Source organism: Methylobacterium sp. CM6246 (assembly GCF_054818005.1).
On record NZ_JBTXKY010000001.1, the window covers coordinates 5,325,403 to 5,341,301 of the forward strand.

At 68.0% G+C, this 15,899-nt stretch carries 14 protein-coding genes; 4 read left to right on the forward strand and 10 right to left on the reverse strand.

Annotation, left to right across the window (positions count from 1 at the left end):
- Positions 1-591: 591 nt before the first annotated feature.
- From eutC to ACYQPG_RS25710, 8 genes are all read right to left on the reverse strand, one after another.
- On the reverse strand, positions 592-1,377 hold the full coding sequence (gene eutC, locus ACYQPG_RS25675; RefSeq protein WP_461231990.1) for an ethanolamine ammonia-lyase subunit EutC: 786 nt from the start codon (positions 1,375-1,377) through the stop codon (positions 592-594).
- A complete protein-coding gene (locus tag ACYQPG_RS25680; RefSeq protein WP_461231991.1) occupies positions 1,374-2,753 on the reverse strand; it encodes an ethanolamine ammonia-lyase subunit EutB in 1,380 nt (459 codons plus the stop codon). Before ACYQPG_RS25680 ends, eutC begins: the two co-directional genes overlap by 4 nt.
- A 65-nt stretch (positions 2,754-2,818) precedes the next feature.
- A complete protein-coding gene (locus tag ACYQPG_RS25685) occupies positions 2,819-3,679 on the reverse strand; it encodes a transglutaminase-like domain-containing protein (protein ID WP_461231992.1) in 861 nt (286 codons plus the stop codon).
- Between the two features lie 70 nt (positions 3,680-3,749).
- The gene (locus ACYQPG_RS25690; protein ID WP_419830570.1) at positions 3,750-4,358 is read right to left on the reverse strand and encodes a LutC/YkgG family protein; all 609 of its coding nucleotides are present in this window, start codon (positions 4,356-4,358) and stop codon (positions 3,750-3,752) included.
- Positions 4,355-5,968, reverse strand: coding sequence for a lactate utilization protein B (locus tag ACYQPG_RS25695; protein ID WP_419830571.1), 1,614 nt, complete (start codon positions 5,966-5,968; stop codon positions 4,355-4,357). Before ACYQPG_RS25695 ends, ACYQPG_RS25690 begins: the two co-directional genes overlap by 4 nt.
- Positions 5,965-6,708, reverse strand: coding sequence for a (Fe-S)-binding protein (locus tag ACYQPG_RS25700; protein WP_147906944.1), 744 nt, complete (start codon positions 6,706-6,708; stop codon positions 5,965-5,967). The genes ACYQPG_RS25695 and ACYQPG_RS25700 overlap by 4 nt, the downstream gene beginning before the upstream one ends.
- A gap of 66 nt (positions 6,709-6,774) precedes the next feature.
- Complete coding sequence (poxB, locus tag ACYQPG_RS25705; RefSeq protein WP_461231993.1) at positions 6,775-8,505, reverse strand: ubiquinone-dependent pyruvate dehydrogenase; 1,731 nt, start codon at positions 8,503-8,505, stop codon at positions 6,775-6,777.
- A 186-nt stretch (positions 8,506-8,691) separates the two neighbouring features.
- Positions 8,692-9,291: a cysteine hydrolase family protein gene (locus tag ACYQPG_RS25710; protein WP_461231994.1), complete on the reverse strand. Its 600-nt coding sequence runs from the start codon at positions 9,289-9,291 to the stop codon at positions 8,692-8,694.
- Positions 9,292-9,588: 297 nt separating this feature from the next.
- Between ACYQPG_RS25710 and ACYQPG_RS25715 the strand changes: the two genes are divergently transcribed.
- Positions 9,589-9,981, forward strand: coding sequence for a DUF2267 domain-containing protein (locus ACYQPG_RS25715; protein ID WP_147854372.1), 393 nt, complete (start codon positions 9,589-9,591; stop codon positions 9,979-9,981).
- 219 nt (positions 9,982-10,200) lie between these two features.
- Positions 10,201-10,419 (forward strand): hypothetical protein, encoded by a 219-nt coding sequence (locus ACYQPG_RS25720; RefSeq protein ID WP_461231995.1) that lies wholly within the window; start codon positions 10,201-10,203, stop codon positions 10,417-10,419.
- A 22-nt stretch (positions 10,420-10,441) separates the two neighbouring features.
- On the opposite strand, the gene ACYQPG_RS25725 is transcribed toward ACYQPG_RS25720, so the two are convergent.
- Entirely contained in the window at positions 10,442-11,338 is an 897-nt protein-coding gene (locus tag ACYQPG_RS25725) for a hypothetical protein (protein ID WP_461231996.1), read from the reverse strand.
- An 84-nt stretch (positions 11,339-11,422) separates the two neighbouring features.
- Positions 11,423-13,498 (reverse strand): M3 family metallopeptidase, encoded by a 2,076-nt coding sequence (locus ACYQPG_RS25730; protein ID WP_461231997.1) that lies wholly within the window; start codon positions 13,496-13,498, stop codon positions 11,423-11,425.
- A 184-nt stretch (positions 13,499-13,682) separates the two neighbouring features.
- Here ACYQPG_RS25730 and ACYQPG_RS25735 point away from each other — a divergent pair, with 184 nt between their 5' ends.
- Together ACYQPG_RS25735 and ACYQPG_RS25740 are read left to right on the forward strand one after the other, a co-directional pair.
- On the forward strand, positions 13,683-14,579 hold the full coding sequence (locus tag ACYQPG_RS25735) for an extensin family protein (RefSeq protein ID WP_461231998.1): 897 nt from the start codon (positions 13,683-13,685) through the stop codon (positions 14,577-14,579).
- A gap of 89 nt (positions 14,580-14,668) precedes the next feature.
- Entirely contained in the window at positions 14,669-15,772 is a 1,104-nt protein-coding gene (locus ACYQPG_RS25740; protein ID WP_461231999.1) for a L,D-transpeptidase family protein, read from the forward strand.
- The last annotated feature ends 127 nt before the right edge of the window (positions 15,773-15,899 follow it).

Sequence of the window (15,899 nt, forward strand, 5' to 3'; positions counted from 1 at the left end):
CAGGAAGCCGCGGCGCGTCGCCGTTCGCGATGCGCCGGATGGGCCGTCCGCGTGCTCGGGAAAACCTCGTTTCGAAACGGTAAATCGTTGTCGAACTTGCCGTTTACCGCGGAGGGTGAGGTGGGCCCGGACTATGGCGGGATCGCGGCGTTTGCGGGCAGGTCTCGGGGCGGACCCGGGTTCGTTTTACGGTGTTGCGACCCCGCCACAGCCACGCTTGGGGTCGATTGCCGGCACGAGATAAGGTTAAGGATAATCCTTCGGCCACCCGACCCGGCAGATTAGGCTCAATCGACACGGGTTCTGAAGCTCATAGACGAGCGGTATCGTCGGAGCCTTGCCGCTCAGAACACGCCGCCGTCATTCCGGGGCGCCGCAGGCGAGCCCGGGATTCAGAGGCGCCGATCGCACAAGGCACTGAACTGATTGCGTTTCTTGATCCCGGGCTCCGCTTCGCGGCCCCGGGATGACGGTGGGTGATGGATCGGATGTCGATGACGATCTACAGACCGCAGGCGTGGGCTATGAACTGCTCTCCGCGTGACTGATCCGACACTCGTTCGGCGCCGGGCACGAAACACGCGCTTCCGTTCAGCTTCGGCCAGGCTCCGGCAGGGCGGCGGCCGAGGGAGCAGATTCCAAAGCGTGGTCGCTCTCGTCCTTCAGGTTCACACCGCTGAGGCCGAGGGTCAGCGCACGCGCGAGCAGCCAGTGCAGCTTGAACGCGGCGCGCTCATGGGTGAGGCCGGCGGCCCGCACATTCGAAATGCAGTTGCGCTCCGCGTCCGAGCGGCCGATTTTGGGATCGAGCGTCAGGTAGATGCCGAGACTGTCGGGGGAGGACAGGCCTGGCCGCTCGCCGATCAGCATCACCACCGCCCGAGCCTTCAGGGCTTGGCCGACAGCGTCGCCGAGCGCCACGCGCGCTTGCCGGGCGATCACCACGGGCGCGAGGCGCCACTCGGCATTCTTCGCAAGGGGCGTGAACGCCATCAGCAACGGCGCCGCATTCTCGTGCACGGCCCGGGCCGAGAGCCCATCGGCCACCACCACGGCGAGATCGGCGGCATCGGCCACGGCCTCGAGCTTCGGCAAGTCGTTCGGGTCTAGCCGCCGCCCGAGATCCGGGCGGCGCAGGTAGGTCGCCCGGTCCGGGGCCTGGGACGCGACCGGGATGGTCGAGAGGCCGAGTTCCGCCATGGATGCGGCCAGGGCCTCAGCATCCATCGGCGCGTGGACGGCATCCCGGGCCTGGGCATGATCGAGGCCGAAGCGCAGCACCTCCCGGGTCGGCAGGCCGCTGCCTGCGCGTCCGAGCCCGATCCGGGCCGGCGTCAGGCCGGCGAGTCTGGACCAGATCTCCCGCAGGTCGCTCACGCGGCGAGGTCCGGCGCGGCGGTGAGGAGGGGCGCGCCCGATCCCGGCAGCAGGGCGCCGGCCCCGTCGGTCAGCCCGATGTCGTGCAGCCAGGCCTCGAATTCGGGGGCGCGCTTCAGGCCCAGCACCTCGCGCAGATAGAGGGAATCGTGGAACGACGTGGATTGGTAGTTGAGCATCACGTCGTCGGCCCCCGGGACGCCCATGATGTAGGTGCAGCCGGCCGCGCCGAGCAGCGTCAGCAGCGTGTCCATGTCGTCCTGATCGGCCTCGGCGTGATTGGTGTAGCAGACGTCCACGCCCAGCGGCACGCCCATCAGCTTGCCGCAGAAATGATCCTCCAGCCCCGCCCGGATGATCTCCTTTCCGTCGTAGAGGTATTCCGGCCCGATGAAGCCCACGACGGTGTTCACCAGGAGCGGCCGGAATGGCCGGGCGACCGCGTAGGCCCGGGCCTCCAGGGTCTGCTGGTCGATGCCGTGATGGGCATCGGCCGAGAGCGCGGAGCCCTGCCCGGTCTCGAAATACATGCAGTTGTCGCCGAGCGGGCCGCGCTTAAGCGCGAGCGCGGCCTCATGAGCCTCCTTCAGCAGGGCTAGCGTCACTCCGAAGCCGGCATTGGCCTTCTCGGTCCCGGCGATCGACTGGAACACGAGGTCGACCGGCAAGCCGCGCTCCATGGCGGCGAGCGTCGTGGTGACGTGGGTGAGCACGCAGGCCTGGGTCGGGATGGCGTGCTTCTGAATCACCCCGTCGAGGAGGTGGAGCAGGTCACCGAGCGCCTGGACCGAATCCGAGGCCGGGTTGATGCCGATCACGGCGTCGCCGCAGCCGAGGGTGAGCCCGTCGAGGATCGCCGCGGTGATCCCCTTCGGATCGTCTGTGGGATGATTGGGCTGCAGCCGCACCGCCAGCGTGCCCGGCAGCCCGATCGTGTTGCGGAACCGGGTGACCACCCGGGCCTTGCGCGCCACCGAGATCAGGTCCTGGTTGCGCATGATCTTCGAGACCGCAGCGGCGATCTCGGGCGTTACGCCCGGTGCGATCCGGGTCAGCACCTCCGGGGTGGCGGTCAGCAGGAACTCGCGGAAATCGCCGACCGTGAGGTGGGCGATCTCCCGGAAGGCGGCGGCATCGTGCGTATCCAGGATCAGCCGGGTGACGTCGTCCTTCTCGTACGGGATCAGCGGGCGGGCCAGGATCTCGGCCAGCGGCACCTCCGCGAGGCACCAGCGCGCCGCCGCGTTCTCCTCGGCCGATTCAGCCGCGACCCCGGCGAGCCGGTCGCCGGAGCGGACCGGCGTCGCCTTGGCCATCAGTGTGGCGAGGTCGGCGAAGACGTGGGTGCGCGGGCCGACGACGTGGCGGTAGGCCATGCGGTTTTCCCCCGTCCTTGCTTTCCGAGGATCCCAGGATAGCGTGATCCGATACGGCTGTCCGGTCAGGCCGCACCGGCATTCGGTGCGGGGACCTCGGTGGAGATGGCATCGACCGTGCGCGGCATCGGGCTGCCCTGCCCGTCCGTGCGCTGGATCCGGACCTGTTGGTTGACCGGCTGCATGTTGCCGAACGGCGTCGAGAAGGCGATCTCGGCGGCGTCACGCCCGACGCCGATGCGCACCAGCCCGTCGAGATCCGCCTGACGGGTCGCGTCGAACAGCCACCAGCGCCCGTCGAGATAGGCTTCGAACACCGCGTGGAAGTCGCTCGGCACGAGACCGTGCGCGTAGCAGCTCACGAACCGGGCCGGGATCCCGAGTGCCCGGCAGAACGCCGTTCCGATATGCGCGAAGTCGCGGCAGACGCCGGCCCGCTTCAGGAGCGACTCGTCCGCCGTGGTCTCGCCGTCGCTCGTGCCGGGCTGGTAGGTGATGTGGTCGTGGATCCAGTTGCAGATCTCGTTGACCCGGCTGTGGCCCTTGGGCAGCGCGCCGAACTCGGCCTGCGCGTAGGGCGTCAGCCGATCGGAGGAGACGAACCGGCTCGGCAGTAGGAACGGTAGGATGTCCAGCGGCAGTTCACCGATCGGTGTCTCGTTGATGGTTGCCGGGTCGGCCCGGTGGACGGTCAGGTCCACCTCCGCATTATACTCCAGCGCGAACTGACCCATGGGCACGTTGACGCCGAGATAGCGGTTCAGCAGGTCGGGGGTGGTGTAGAGGTCGCGCTTCAGGTTCGGCGTCAGCACGAGGCTCTCGCTGAGGATCTCGACGCTCCTCAGCTTGGCCACCTCCAAATTGAAGATGAAAGTCGTGTCCGAGATAATATTATAGGACAGGCTGCAGCCAAGGGTATAGCGCATCGGATCTCCTTGCCGGGCGACGAGATGATCGCTGTCCAAGCAAGGTGCGCGCCTTATCGGCGGTTCCGGCTCAGGAGACCGATCTTTCCGCGGAGCGCGGCAGCAGCAGGACGGTGAGCGAGCGCACGCCCTGCGCGCCGTGGATCAGCACGCCCTCGATGTCGGCGGTGGCCGACGGCCCGGTATGCAGCACCGCGTAGGCAGAACGACCGAATTCCGGTCGCTTGTAGGCCGCCTGAACGTTGGGGAGGATGTCGGCGGGATCGAGCAGCACGATCAGGTGCTGGGCCAGGTAGGCGACGGCGTTCACGATCAGCTCGCCCTCCGTGAACAGTACCGAGCCAGTCTCGGCGATGCCGAACACGGCGCGCACCACCGCCACATCGACGTCCTCGACCTCCTGTGGGTAGCGTACCGCCCGTAGGTCGCGGTTGCCGTCGATCTCCGGGACCGCGGAGGCGATCACCTTCGAATCCGCCAACCGCTCGCGCACGCCCATCAGTGGGTCGCCGGTGCGGCCGTCCTCGATCCGGCCGCCCATGCGCTTCAGCCGCTCGCCGAACTCCTCGATCAGGTCGTCCCCGACCAGCGGCGCGAAGGTCGGCACGTTCGGCAGCGGATAATCGCCCGCCGGACGGTTCGCCTTAAGCGCCGCCAGGATGTCCGCGCGCGCGCTCATCGGGCCGTGTCCTTCGCAGCGGTCTCCTTTGCAGCGGTGTTTTTGACCGCCTTCTGCATCCGGTTCTGCTTGTACCAGGCGTGGAAGGTCTGGCGCGGCGCATCCGGCATCTCGCGCTTCTTCCCCCAGGTGTTGAGCGGGTTGTAGACGGCGAAGCGCGGCAGCACCTTCAGCGCCGAATCCGCGGCGCCGATCGCCGCCCGATAGGCGACGGGCCGAGACAGGACCGCACCCGCGGCCTTCATCATTCCCTGCTTGAGCGCCGGGATGTGATGCTCCTCGACCAGGACCTTGCGCCAGGCGAAGATCTGCTCGTGGATGTTGATCTTGACCGGGCAGACGTTGGTGCAGGAGCCGTTCATCGTCGAGGAGAACGGCAGGGTCGAGTATTTCCGCTTGTTGAAGGTCGGGTCGATGATCAACCCGATCGGGCCCGAATAGGTCGCCCCGTAGGAGAGGCCGCCCGAACGCCGGTAGACCGGACAGGTGTTCATGCAGGCACCGCAGCGGATGCACTTCAGCGAGGTCCAGAACTCCTCCAGCCCGAGCCGGGCCGAGCGGCCGTTATCGACCAGTACCATGTGCATCTCGGTGCCCTTGCGGGGTCCGCGGAAATGCGAAGTGTACTGGGTGATCGGCGAGCCGAGCGCCGAGCGCGACAGCAGCCGGATGAACACCCCGAGATGCTCGACCTTGGGGATGATCTTCTCGATGCCGATCGAGTGGATCTGCAGCGGCGGGACGTTGCCGGACAAGTCGGCATTGCCCTCGTTGGTGCAGGTGACGACGGTGCCGGTCTCCGCGATGGCGAAGTTGCAGCCGGTCATGCCGGCATCGGCCTTCAGAATGTAGGGCCGGGTCGTCTCGCGCTGGCTTTCGGCGAGGTAATGGGCGTCGTCGTTGTCCGGATCCGTGCCCAGCGTCTTGGCGAAGACTTCGGCCACGTCCATCCGGGTCTTGTGGACCGCGGGCGCCACGATGTGGCTCGGCTCCTCGTTGTCGAGCTGCTGGATGCGCTCGCCGAGATCGGTCTCGATGATTTCGATGCCGTTGGCGGCCATGTGGTGGCGGAAGCCGCATTCCTCGGTGAGCATCGACTTGGACTTCACGAGGGTCTTGGCGCCGCGGCTGCGCAGGATCTCAAGGACGATGCGGTTGTGGTCGGCGCCGTCCGCAGCCCAGTGGACCTGCACGCCGTTGGCTTTCGCGGCGGCCTCGAACTGCTCGAGATACTGGTCGAGATGGGTGAGCGTGTGCGCCTTGATGGCGGAGGCGAGCTCCCGCAGCTCCTCCCATTCCGGGATGCCGTGCGCCGAGGTATCGCGTTTCTTGCGCAGGTCCCACAGGCGCTCGTCGTGGGCGGCCTGGTGGAGCGGCGCGGCGAGGAAGCGCTCGGCGGCCTCGCCCTGATCGATCGGGCGATCGCCGCGGATTTTCGCGCCGCGGGGCTGCGGCTCGCGGGTCTGCGGCGCGCGGATCGGCTTCGTCGCGGCCTCGGCGTGCTGGAGGCGGCCGCCATCCTGGCCGCGCTCGCTCTCGTCGTCGGCAGCGCGGACTTCCGGGTGGATGAGACCATCGTGGGCGCGCGGGTTCAGATCCTCGACGCTCATGCGGCGGCTCCGTTCAGCACTTGCGCGATGTGGATGTAGCGGAGCGGCAGGCCGAGGCGTTCGGCACAGCCCTTCTGATGCATCAGGCACGAGGAATCGGCCGAGACAACATATGCGGCCCCGGCCCGATTCTGGTCGGCGACCTTGTCGTAGCCCATCTTGGCCGAGACGGCCGGCTCGAACACCGAGAAGGTGCCGCCGAAGCCGCAGCACTCGTCCGGCCGGGCGAGATCGACCAGCTCGACGCCCTTGACGAGGCGAAGCAGGTCGAGGGGCTTCGAGAAGTACGGTTTCACGATCTCGGACGGTCGGGCATGGTGGATACCGCGTAGCGCATTGCAATTGCCGTGATAGGCGACCTTGTGCGGGAACTCCGCCCAGGGCAGAGCCTCGATCTTCAGCACGTCGTGCAGAAACTCGACGAGCTCGTAGGTGCTGGCCCGGACCTTCTTGACCTCGTCCGTCTGCGGGATCGCGGTCAGGTGCTCGCGGACCTGGTGCACGCAGGAGCCCGAGGGCGCCACCACGTAGTCGAAATCCGAGAAGTTCTTGACGAACAGGGCCTCGGTGGCGGCGGCCTCCGCGTGGCAGCCGGTGTTGGCCATCGGCTGGCCGCAACAGGTCTGGTCGAACGGGTATTCCACCGTGCAACCGACCCGCTCCAGCAATTCCAGCGTGGCGATCCCGACTTCCGGCTCGAAAGCGTCGACGTAGCACGGCACGAACAGGCCGACCCGCATGGTCCGGATTCTCCCTGGATCGCCCGCTCCGCTGGACTGGAACGGGTCTAGAATTCAGAGAGAGGTCTACCGGATGAGGTTGGTTTTGGCGAGGTCGAGAACTGCGTCACCGCGCCCATCCATCACGGCCCGCAGCACGTAGAGGCTGAAGCCCTTCATCTGCTGCCCGTCGATCTTGGGCGGCATCGAGAGCTCGTTGCGGGCGGTGCGCACATCGAGCAGCGAGGGGCCGTCGAAGGCCAGGAACTCGCGCATGGCGCCGGGCAGCTCGGCTGGGTCCTCGACCCGCAGGGCGAAGATGCCGGCGGCCTGCGACATCGCGGCGAAGTCCGGATTGTCGAGCGCGACGCCGGTCTCGAGATAGCCCGCCGCCTTCATCTCCAGCTCCACGAAGCCGAGGGTGCCGTTGTTGAACACCACGACCTTCAGGGGCAGGCGGTGCTGACGCAGGGTTAGGAAGTCGCCCATCAGCATGGCGAAACCGCCGTCGCCGCAAAGCGCGATCACCTGCCGGTTCGGCTCCGCGGCTTGCGCGCCGATTCCCTGGGACAGGGCATTGGCCATCGAGCCGTGAACCCAGGAGCCGAGCAGGCGCCGTTTGCCGTTCATCTCCAGGTAGCGTGCCGCCCAGATCGTCGGGGTGCCGACATCGGCGGTGAAGATCGCGTCATCCGCGGCCGCCTCGCTGATCGTCTTCGCGAGATATTGCGGATGGAGCGGGCCGCCCGGCTTCCCGGTGGCGAGATCGTCGAGGCCCGCGCGGGCCTTGGCGTAGTGCTTCAGGCTGGAATCCAGGAACGACCGGTCGGCCTTCGGCTTCAGGCGCGGCAGCAGCGCCCGGATCGTCGCGCCGACATCGCCGACGAGGCCGTGCTCGATGCGGCAGCGGCGGCCGAGTTCGGCGGGGCGCAGATCGACCTGGGCGACCTTCGCGTCCTGCGGGTAGAATTGCTTGTACGGGAACCCCGTGCCCAGCATCAGCAGGGTGTCGCACGCCATCATGGCGGCGTAGCCGGACGAGAACCCGATCAATCCGGTCATGCCGACATCGTAGGGGTTGTCGAACGCGACGAACTCTTTGCCGCCGAGCGCGTGCACGATTGGACTCTTGAGCGCCTCGGCAAGCTGAAGCAGCTCGGAATGGGCGCCGGCGCAGCCGCGTCCGCACAGCAGCGTCACGCGCTTGCCGGCGTTGAGCATGGCCGCCAGCGTATCGAGTTCGGCATCGGCCGGACGAACTACAGGCTTTGCCGGGATCAGCCCGGCCCGAGTGGCCAACGCGCGCTTGGGCGCATCGCGCAGCGCGACGTCGCCCGGGATGACGATGACGGCGACGCCCCCCTCTCCCACGGCGGCGCGGATCGCGTTCTCGAGCACGAACGGCATCTGCGACGGGTCGGACACCAACTCGCAGTAATGGCTGCATTCGCGGAACAGCGCGGTCGGGCGGGTCTCCTGAAAGTACCCCGAGCCGATCTCAGCGGACGGGATCTGCGCGGCGATCGCCAGGACCGGAGTCCGGCTCCGGTGTGCGTCGTAGAGCCCGTTGATCAGGTGCAGGTTGCCGGGGCCGCACGAGCCCGCGCATACGGCGAGCTTGCCGGTGACCTGCGCCTCCGCGCTTGCCGCAAAGGCCGCCGCCTCCTCGTGGCGGGTGTGGATCCAGTCGATCTTTCCGCGCGCGCGCAGCGCCTCCGTGATCCCGTTCAGGCTGTCGCCCACAACGCCGTAGATACGCGCGACTCCGGCCTCCTGAAGGGTCTCGGCGATCAGATCGGCGACGTTCTCGATGCGCATGGTTCAAGCTCCGCATTTTCGGAGCCGAACTGTGCGGCCAGCGGTGATGTTCCGCCGCTCTCGGCCCGATGCTGCATCGCACACATGTCCGATGCAGCAGTCAAGACGGCAGAACCGGAGATTTCGGAGTCTAACCCCGAATGTTCGCGCCCGGGTTTCGCAGAAATTACTGTCCCCGTCGAACGATCAAGGGCGGACCGCGTCCACGTCGCGGGCGATCACGGCGAACAGGTCGCCGAGGCCCGCGAGGCTCGCGGCCTGTAGCTGGGCCGCCGGCACCACCGAGCCGTCGGGCGCCGGCAAATCGCGCGTCGCGGTCGCCGAGGCGACTACGGTGGGATGGAAGCCGAGGTTGAAGGCCGAGCGCGCCGTCGAGTTCACGCACATGTGGGTCATGAAGCCGGCCAGGATGAGGTCGGTGGCGCCTGCCCGCTTGAGCCGATCCTCGAGATCCGTGCCCACGAACGAACTCGGAAAGGCCTTGGTGATCACGGCCTCCCCGTCCTGCGGCGCGACCTCCTGCGAGATCTGCCCGATCTCCGCGGTGATGTCGTAAGGCGAGCCGGGGCCGGCATTGTGCTGGATGTGGAAGACCGGCACGCCGGATTCCCGGGCTCGTTTGAGAAGGATCGCGGCCTCCGCGACCGCCGGCTCGACGCCGGACAGGCGCATCACGCCCTCGCGGTACGTATTCTGGATGTCGATAAGGACGAGTGCGGCCCTCTTCAGGCTGGCCGGCTCGGGGCTCAGGCCGGAGAGGCCGCGTAGGGTCTTGAGATCGCTCACCCGTGTCTCCCGATGCGCCCGTGATCGATCCGCCGGTGTGAACCCAATCGGGCAACGGCTGGTGCGGCGGCGGACCTTCCGTGGATCAACGCTGATCCCACTTGTTTCGCCGTCGACGAGGCCACGCCTCGCCCTGAGTCGCAAGGCCGCGTCGGCGCCTGCGCTGACTCTTCGGGGCGTCCGGATGTTCCAGGCGTCGTCCGGGCCGGTGTTTCCCAGCGAAGTCGGGAGCCGCGCTTGATTTCCGCCGCTTCAGAGTCGAAGGACGTCTGGAAACGTTCCTAAGAGATCAGCGTCATGGAAGAATTGCTCGCCCGCGTTACCGCCCGCACCGGGCTCGACGCCGCGACCGCGCAGACGGCCATCGGGCACATCCTGGCCTTCCTGCAGAAGGAAGGGCCGGAATCCGAGGTGGGCCAGCTCATGGCCGCGCTCCCCGGTTCCGAAGCTCTCGTGGCCGAGTCGAATGCCGGCGAGAGCGGCGGTGGCGGCCTGATGGGCATGCTCGGCGGCATGATGGGTGGCGGCGGCGTCATGGCGCTCGGCCAGAAGTTGATGGGCGCCGGTGTGCCCATGGGCCAGATGCAGCCGCTCGGCCAGGAGCTGTTCGCTTTCGGCCGTGAGAAGGTCGGCGAGGACGCCATGGGACCGATCATCGGTTCGATCCCGGGCCTCAACCAGTTCGTCTGACGTCCTCGGTCCCGGGGCGGCCCAAACCCTCCGGGACCCGTTTTTCGGCCGCGGCACGTGCGCCGCCGCACCGTTTTCGCGCCAGTCCTGAACGATCGTAAAAAAGTGGTTTCGCCGTCAGAGCTTGGCGGAACCCGTCCACGCGATCCCCGTTATTCGGGATGCAATTCGGACCATCGCCTTCGGCGCGTGACCGGATCGCACTCAGGTAGGCCGGCCATGCCCGTCTTCGACGCCAAGAATCTGGATGCCGCCTTCGAGGGCCAGGCGCTGCTCGCGGCGATCCTGCATCCGACCCGCGCCGCTCAGACCCGCGCCCTGCGCCATGGACGCCGCCGGGTCGAGCGTGCCTCCGCCCTCGCCGATCCGTTGACGATCGAGCCACGCTTCCCCGGCACCAGCGACGAACTCGCCTCGGCGACCTTCCAGGGGCGCTGACGAATCTTGGTGTGTAGAGGGATTACCAGGGCTGGGGCGTAACGAGACCCTGACGGGTCACCACGACCCACTCCCGACCGCGGCGCTCGACACCCTCGACCCGGCCGATCCCCGGCAGCATGTCTCCAGGCCCGACTTCGACGATGCGGCGGCGCTTGTTTTCCAGGATCGCCGCCCCGTCGTAGACGTCGCGCACAGCCCAGCCGTCGATCACCGCGGGTTTTTCGGCCGCGACGGATTTCGGCTTGGCCTCCGAACCCTTGGCCTCCGAACCCTTGGTCTCCGAGCCTTTGGCATCGATGGCCTTCGCCTCGGCGACCTTCGCGTCGGCCGCGCGGGTCTCAGCGAGGCTCCCGGTCTGTGTCGGCTCGGATTTGACGGCCGACGCTGCGACGGACGCGCGGCGCTCCAGTTGCGCGGCGAGATTGGTCATCCGTCCGCTCTGCTCGCGCTCCCCCTGCTCGATACGCTCGCTCAGCGCTGCGGACTTGGTGTTCAGATTCTTATCGAGCTGCGCCAAGCGCTCGCCCAGGGCGCTGCTGCGGCTGCCGGCTTCCTTGCGGGCCGTGTCGGTGGCGGCGCGCAGGTCGGCGAGCACCTGATGAAGCTGGGCGATGTCGGCGCCGAGCCGGGCGGTTTCGGTCCGACCGGCATCGACGGTCGTGCTCAGCGCCAGGACGGCGTCGCTCGGCGCGCCGCCGGCGCCGGGGCGCGCGGCGAAGCCGAGGATCAGCCCGAGCGCCAGGGCAGTGCCCGCGATCGCGTAGCGCCGGACCTCTGGACCAGCCAGGGCCGGCATCGCGAATCGCACCGCCGCAGGTGCGGAGACCGGCTCCGGCTTCGGATTCGCTTTGCCCGCCACGACGGCCTTCAGCAGTTCGTCGGGAGAGAGGGCCGGCTTGGCTTCGATCTTCGTCATTGCCCCCAACTCCGTCTGCAGGGTCCGCCTGCAAGCGTTCGTTAAGGACGTTTGTTTACGAAACCCTTACCGGCCACCTCCGCGTCAGGCCGCGAGCCCGCGCTTTTTCAGGAGCGGCGCGATGCTCGGCATCCGGCCGCGGAAGGCTGTGTAGGCGTCGCGCGGGTCGCGCAGGTTGCCGGCGCCGTACACGAAGGTCCGCAGCCGCTTCGCCGTCTCCGGGTCGAAGATGTCGCCGGCCTCCTTGAAGGCATCGAAGGCGTCGGCATCCAGCACCTCGGACCAGAGATAGCTGTAGTACCCGGCCGCGTAGCCATCCCCCGAGAAGATGTGGGCGAAGTGCGGCGTCCGATGCCGCATGCTGATCTCGGCCGGCATGCCGATCCGCTGCAGGGCATCCGCTTCGAAGGCCGGCACGTCGAGGCCGGATTCGCCCCCCGCCGAGAGGTGGAGCGTCATGTCGACGATCGCCGAGGCGGTATACTCGATGGTCGCGAAACCCTGGTTGAAGGTGCGTGCCGCCAGGAGCTTGCGCAACAGTGCGTCGGGCATCGGCTCGCCGGTGCGGTGGTGCCGGGCATGGGCCTTGAGCACCTCGGGCTGCTCCAGCCAATGCTCGTAGAGCTGCGACGGCAATTCAACGAAGTCGCGCGACACAGACGTCCCGGAGAGCAGCGGGTAGGTCACATCCGACAGGAGCCCGTGCAGGGCGTGGCCGAACTCGTGAAACAGCGTGCGGGCGTCGTCGAAGGACAGGAGCGCGCTCTCGCCGGCGGGCGCCTTGGCGAAGTTCATCACGTTGACGATCACCGGCGTGACGGTGCCGGTCAGGCGCTCCTGAGAGCGGAACGCACTCATCCAGGCGCCGGAGCGCTTGGAGGACCGGGCGAAGTAATCGCCCAAGAACAACCCGACCTCGGACCCGTCCGGGTTGCCGACCCGCCACACCCGCACATCCGGATGATAGCGCGGCACGTCGGACAACGCCTCGAAGGTCAACCCGAACAACCGCGACGCCGTATCGAAGGCTGCCTGGATCATCCGGTCGAGGGGCAGGTAGGCCTTCACCTCGCTCTCATCGAGGTCGTGCTCGGCCCGCCTCAGCTTCTCGGTGTAGTGGCGCCAATCGTGCGCCTGGAGCGCGAAATTGTGGCCCTCCTGCCGGACGATCGCCTGAAGCCGCTCGCGCTCGTCGCCCGCCCGCGCCCGGGCCGGCGCCCAGACATCGCGCAGCAGCTCCATGGCGGCGTCGGGGCTCGCCGCCATCGTGTCGTCGAGCTTGAAATGCGCGAAGCTGTCGAAGCCGAGCAGTCGGGCGTGCTCGGCGCGCAGGCCCACCATCTCCACGATGATGGCGCGGTTGTCGGTGGCGCCGCCGTTCTCGCCGCGCCGGGTCCAGGCCGCGTAGGCCTTTTCGCGTAGGTCGCGACGGGTGGAGAACACCAGGAACGGCTCTATCAGCGAGCGCGAGAGGGTGATGACGTGACCATCCAGCCCGCGCTCCCGGGCCGCGCTTTCGGCGGCGGCGCGCAGGAACGGCGGCAGGCCGGACAGGTCGTCCTCGCTGGAGAGCGGCAGGGTGAAGCTGCTCTCGTCGGCGAGCAGGTTCTGGCTGAACTGGGTGCCGAGTTCCGACATCCGGGCGGCGATCTCGGCGATGCGTGCCTTATCGTCCGGTCCGAGTTCGGCGCCGGCGCGGCGGAAGCGGATGCGATAGCGCTCGAGCACCCGGCGCTCCTCCGGCCCGAGCCCCTCCGCTTCGGCGTCGACCGCCGAGATGCGGGCCCAGAGCTGTGGGTTGAGATAGATGGCGCTGCCGTGCCGGGCGAGCTTCGGGCCGATCGCCCGCTCGATCGCCTGCAGGTCCGTGTTCGTGTGGCTGCCGGTCAGGTTGTAGAAGACGCCGGCGACCCGCTCGAGGGCCTGGCCGGCCCGCTCCATCGCCGCGACGGTGTTGGCGAAGGTGGCGGGCGCCGTGTCGGCCGCGATGCCCTGGATCTCGGCATCGTGGACGGCGAGCGCGGCATCGAAGGCCGGCATGTAATGCGCAGCCTGGATGCGCTCGAACGGCGGCAACCCATAGGGCGTGCTCCACTGGGCGTCGCGGAAGGGATTGTCCTGCGGCAGGCTCGGAAGCCCGGCATCAGCTACGTCCGCCATTCGGTCCTCGGTGGTGCGTCGGCCGGACCATGCCTTCGGTCCGCCCCGTCAGGCCGCGAGATGGGGTTCGCGGCCGCGTCCCGGAAGACAGAGGCCCGATAGGCGGCCCCGTCAACAGGGTCGGATCGATCCGAATGCGGTTCCGTTCGTTTCCTCCCGTCCCACGCCCACGCTTCGAGGTCCCATGCCGCTCCTCCGACCGACGACTCTTCTGGCGCGCGGCGTCCTCGCGCTGGGCCTGTGGGCGCCCGCTGCCCTCCCCGGTGCGGCGGCCGAGGCGCCCGCCACACGCCCGGTTCCGCCGCCGCTCCCGCCGGAACGGCCGGACGCGCTGAAGCCCGCACAGCCGGCGGAGCAGAAATCCGCGCCGACACCCGAGGCCGCAAAGCCGACGCCACCGGCCCGTCCTGCCGAGCTGACGCCGCCGAAGGACGCCGCCGCGGAGCCTCAGAAGCCCGAGATCCCGACACCGCCGCCGACACCGCCGGAGCGACCGCCGGAACTGTCCGGCGAGGCGGCGCTGGCCCTCAAGGTCGCGCCGCCGGACGACACCGCCTGCCGGGTGCGGCTCAAGCGCCTCGGCGTGGAGTTCGAACCGCTGCCGCCCATCGCCGAGGGCCAGTGCACCGCACCGCTACCCTTGAAGGTGACCAAGCTCGCCGATGGCATCGCGCTGCCGGGGGGGGCGACGCTGACATGCCAGGTCGCGGAATCCTTCGCGCGCTGGGCGACGGAAGTTCAGGTCGCGGCCGACCGCACGCTCAAGCATCCGCTCACCGGGCTCGAACTCGGGGGCACCTATGTCTGCCGGGGACAGAACCACGATGTCGACGCCAAGCTCAGCGATCATGCCTTTGCGGCCGCCGTGGACGTGATGGGTTTCGCCTTCGCGGGTCGCGCGAGCATCCCGGTCAAGGCGATGCCGGCGGGGTCCGAGGAGGCGGACTTCCTGGCCTCCGTGCGCGGGAAAGCCTGCGGGTTCTTCCGCACCGTTCTGGGCCCCGGCACCAACGCGGCCCACGCCAACCACTTCCACTTCGACGAGCGCGAGCGCAATGCCGGCCACCGGCTGTGCGAGTAATGGAGTGGTGTCGGTTCGGCGCGGAACGTTCCCGCACCCTCGAAGCTTGTGCGACCGGAGCGTGTCCGCTCCCGGGGAATATGACGTCGATGATGCGGAGACCTTCGCTGCCGGTTTGCGCGGCTCTGCTGGCAATCGGCGTCGCCGCGCCGGGTCACGCCGCCCCGTCCGACAAGGCGCCCGCGCTGACAGCGGAGGTGATCAACGGCGCCACCTTCAAGGCGCCCAATGCCGACAAGCCGGACGAGAAGTCGGACAAATCCAGGACGGCCAACATGAAGGCGCGCGCCGGAAAGACATCCGATGCCAAGCCCGACCCGCTGATCGTCAAGGCGCAAGTGCTTCTGGATCGGGCCCGGTTCTATCCAGGCGCCATCGACGGCCTGAAGGGCGAGAACTACCAGCATGCCCTTTCGGCCTTCGCGGCGGCGCAGGGCCTACCCGCGACCCAGGATATGACGCGGGAACTCTGGGACAAGCTTCAGGCCACGAGCGACAAGCCGGTGGTGTCCGACTACGCGGTCACCGATGCGGATGCCTCGGGGCCCTACGTCGAGAAAATCCCGCCGAAGATGGAGGCGCAGGCTGACCTCGAGGAACTGGGCTACACCAATCCGCGGGAGATGCTGGCCGAGCGCTTCCATATGAGCCGCGACCTCGTCAGCGCGCTCAATCCGGACAAGCCGCTCGACAAGGCCGGCACATCGCTCACGGTGGCGGCTGTCGAGCCGATGGGTACCGACAAGCCGAAGGCGAAAGACTTGCCGCACGAGCCGAAGGTCGACCGGATCGAGGTGTACAAGACGAGCCGCGACGTGCGCGCCTTCGGGGCGGACGGCAAGCTTTTAGCCTTCTACCCGGCTTCCATCGGGAGTTCCGAGAAGCCTGCGCCCAGCGGCGAGACCAAGGTCAAGGGCGTCGCGTTCGACCCGGACTACACTTACAATCCGAAATACGCGTTCAAGGGCGTCAAGACGAACCGTAAGTTCTCGATCAAGCCGGGACCGAACAATCCGGTCGGCCTCGTCTGGATTGACCTCGCGATCCCGAGCTACGGCATCCACGGGACGCCCGAGCCCGAGAAGGTCGGGAAGACCGAGTCCCACGGGTGCATCCGACTCACCAACTGGAACGCCCGCGACCTCGCGGCGCACGTCTCCCGGGGCGCGAAGGTCGTGTTCAAGGACGATTGATGCGACTTGCGAATTGCCCTCCTAGGCCGGCCGTGCCGGAGGGCGACAAAAATGTATCGTGAGTTAACATCGCGGCCACCATTGATGCCGGAACGACCTGCGAACGCTTGACACGTCCGGTATTCCA

What these genes read in the sequence shown, in the direction of transcription:
- ACYQPG_RS25695 (WP_419830571.1), bottom strand. Translation starts at nt 5,968, where the DNA reads ATGAGCGTCGAGGATCTGAACCCGCGCGCCCACGATGGTCTCATCCAC.
- ACYQPG_RS25715 (WP_147854372.1), top strand. Translation starts at nt 9,589, where the DNA reads ATGGAAGAATTGCTCGCCCGCGTTACCGCCCGCACCGGGCTCGACGCC.
- ACYQPG_RS25720 (WP_461231995.1), top strand. Translation starts at nt 10,201, where the DNA reads ATGCCCGTCTTCGACGCCAAGAATCTGGATGCCGCCTTCGAGGGCCAG.
- ACYQPG_RS25690 (WP_419830570.1), bottom strand. Translation starts at nt 4,358, where the DNA reads ATGAGCGCGCGCGCGGACATCCTGGCGGCGCTTAAGGCGAACCGTCCG.
- ACYQPG_RS25725 (WP_461231996.1), bottom strand. Translation starts at nt 11,338, where the DNA reads ATGACGAAGATCGAAGCCAAGCCGGCCCTCTCTCCCGACGAACTGCTG.
- ACYQPG_RS25730 (WP_461231997.1), bottom strand. Translation starts at nt 13,498, where the DNA reads ATGGCGGACGTAGCTGATGCCGGGCTTCCGAGCCTGCCGCAGGACAAT.
- ACYQPG_RS25680 (WP_461231991.1), bottom strand. Translation starts at nt 2,753, where the DNA reads ATGGCCTACCGCCACGTCGTCGGCCCGCGCACCCACGTCTTCGCCGAC.
- ACYQPG_RS25700 (WP_147906944.1), bottom strand. Translation starts at nt 6,708, where the DNA reads ATGCGGGTCGGCCTGTTCGTGCCGTGCTACGTCGACGCTTTCGAGCCG.
- ACYQPG_RS25735 (WP_461231998.1), top strand. Translation starts at nt 13,683, where the DNA reads ATGCCGCTCCTCCGACCGACGACTCTTCTGGCGCGCGGCGTCCTCGCG.
- poxB (WP_461231993.1), bottom strand. Translation starts at nt 8,505, where the DNA reads ATGCGCATCGAGAACGTCGCCGATCTGATCGCCGAGACCCTTCAGGAG.
- ACYQPG_RS25685 (WP_461231992.1), bottom strand. Translation starts at nt 3,679, where the DNA reads ATGCGCTATACCCTTGGCTGCAGCCTGTCCTATAATATTATCTCGGAC.
- ACYQPG_RS25740 (WP_461231999.1), top strand. Translation starts at nt 14,669, where the DNA reads ATGATGCGGAGACCTTCGCTGCCGGTTTGCGCGGCTCTGCTGGCAATC.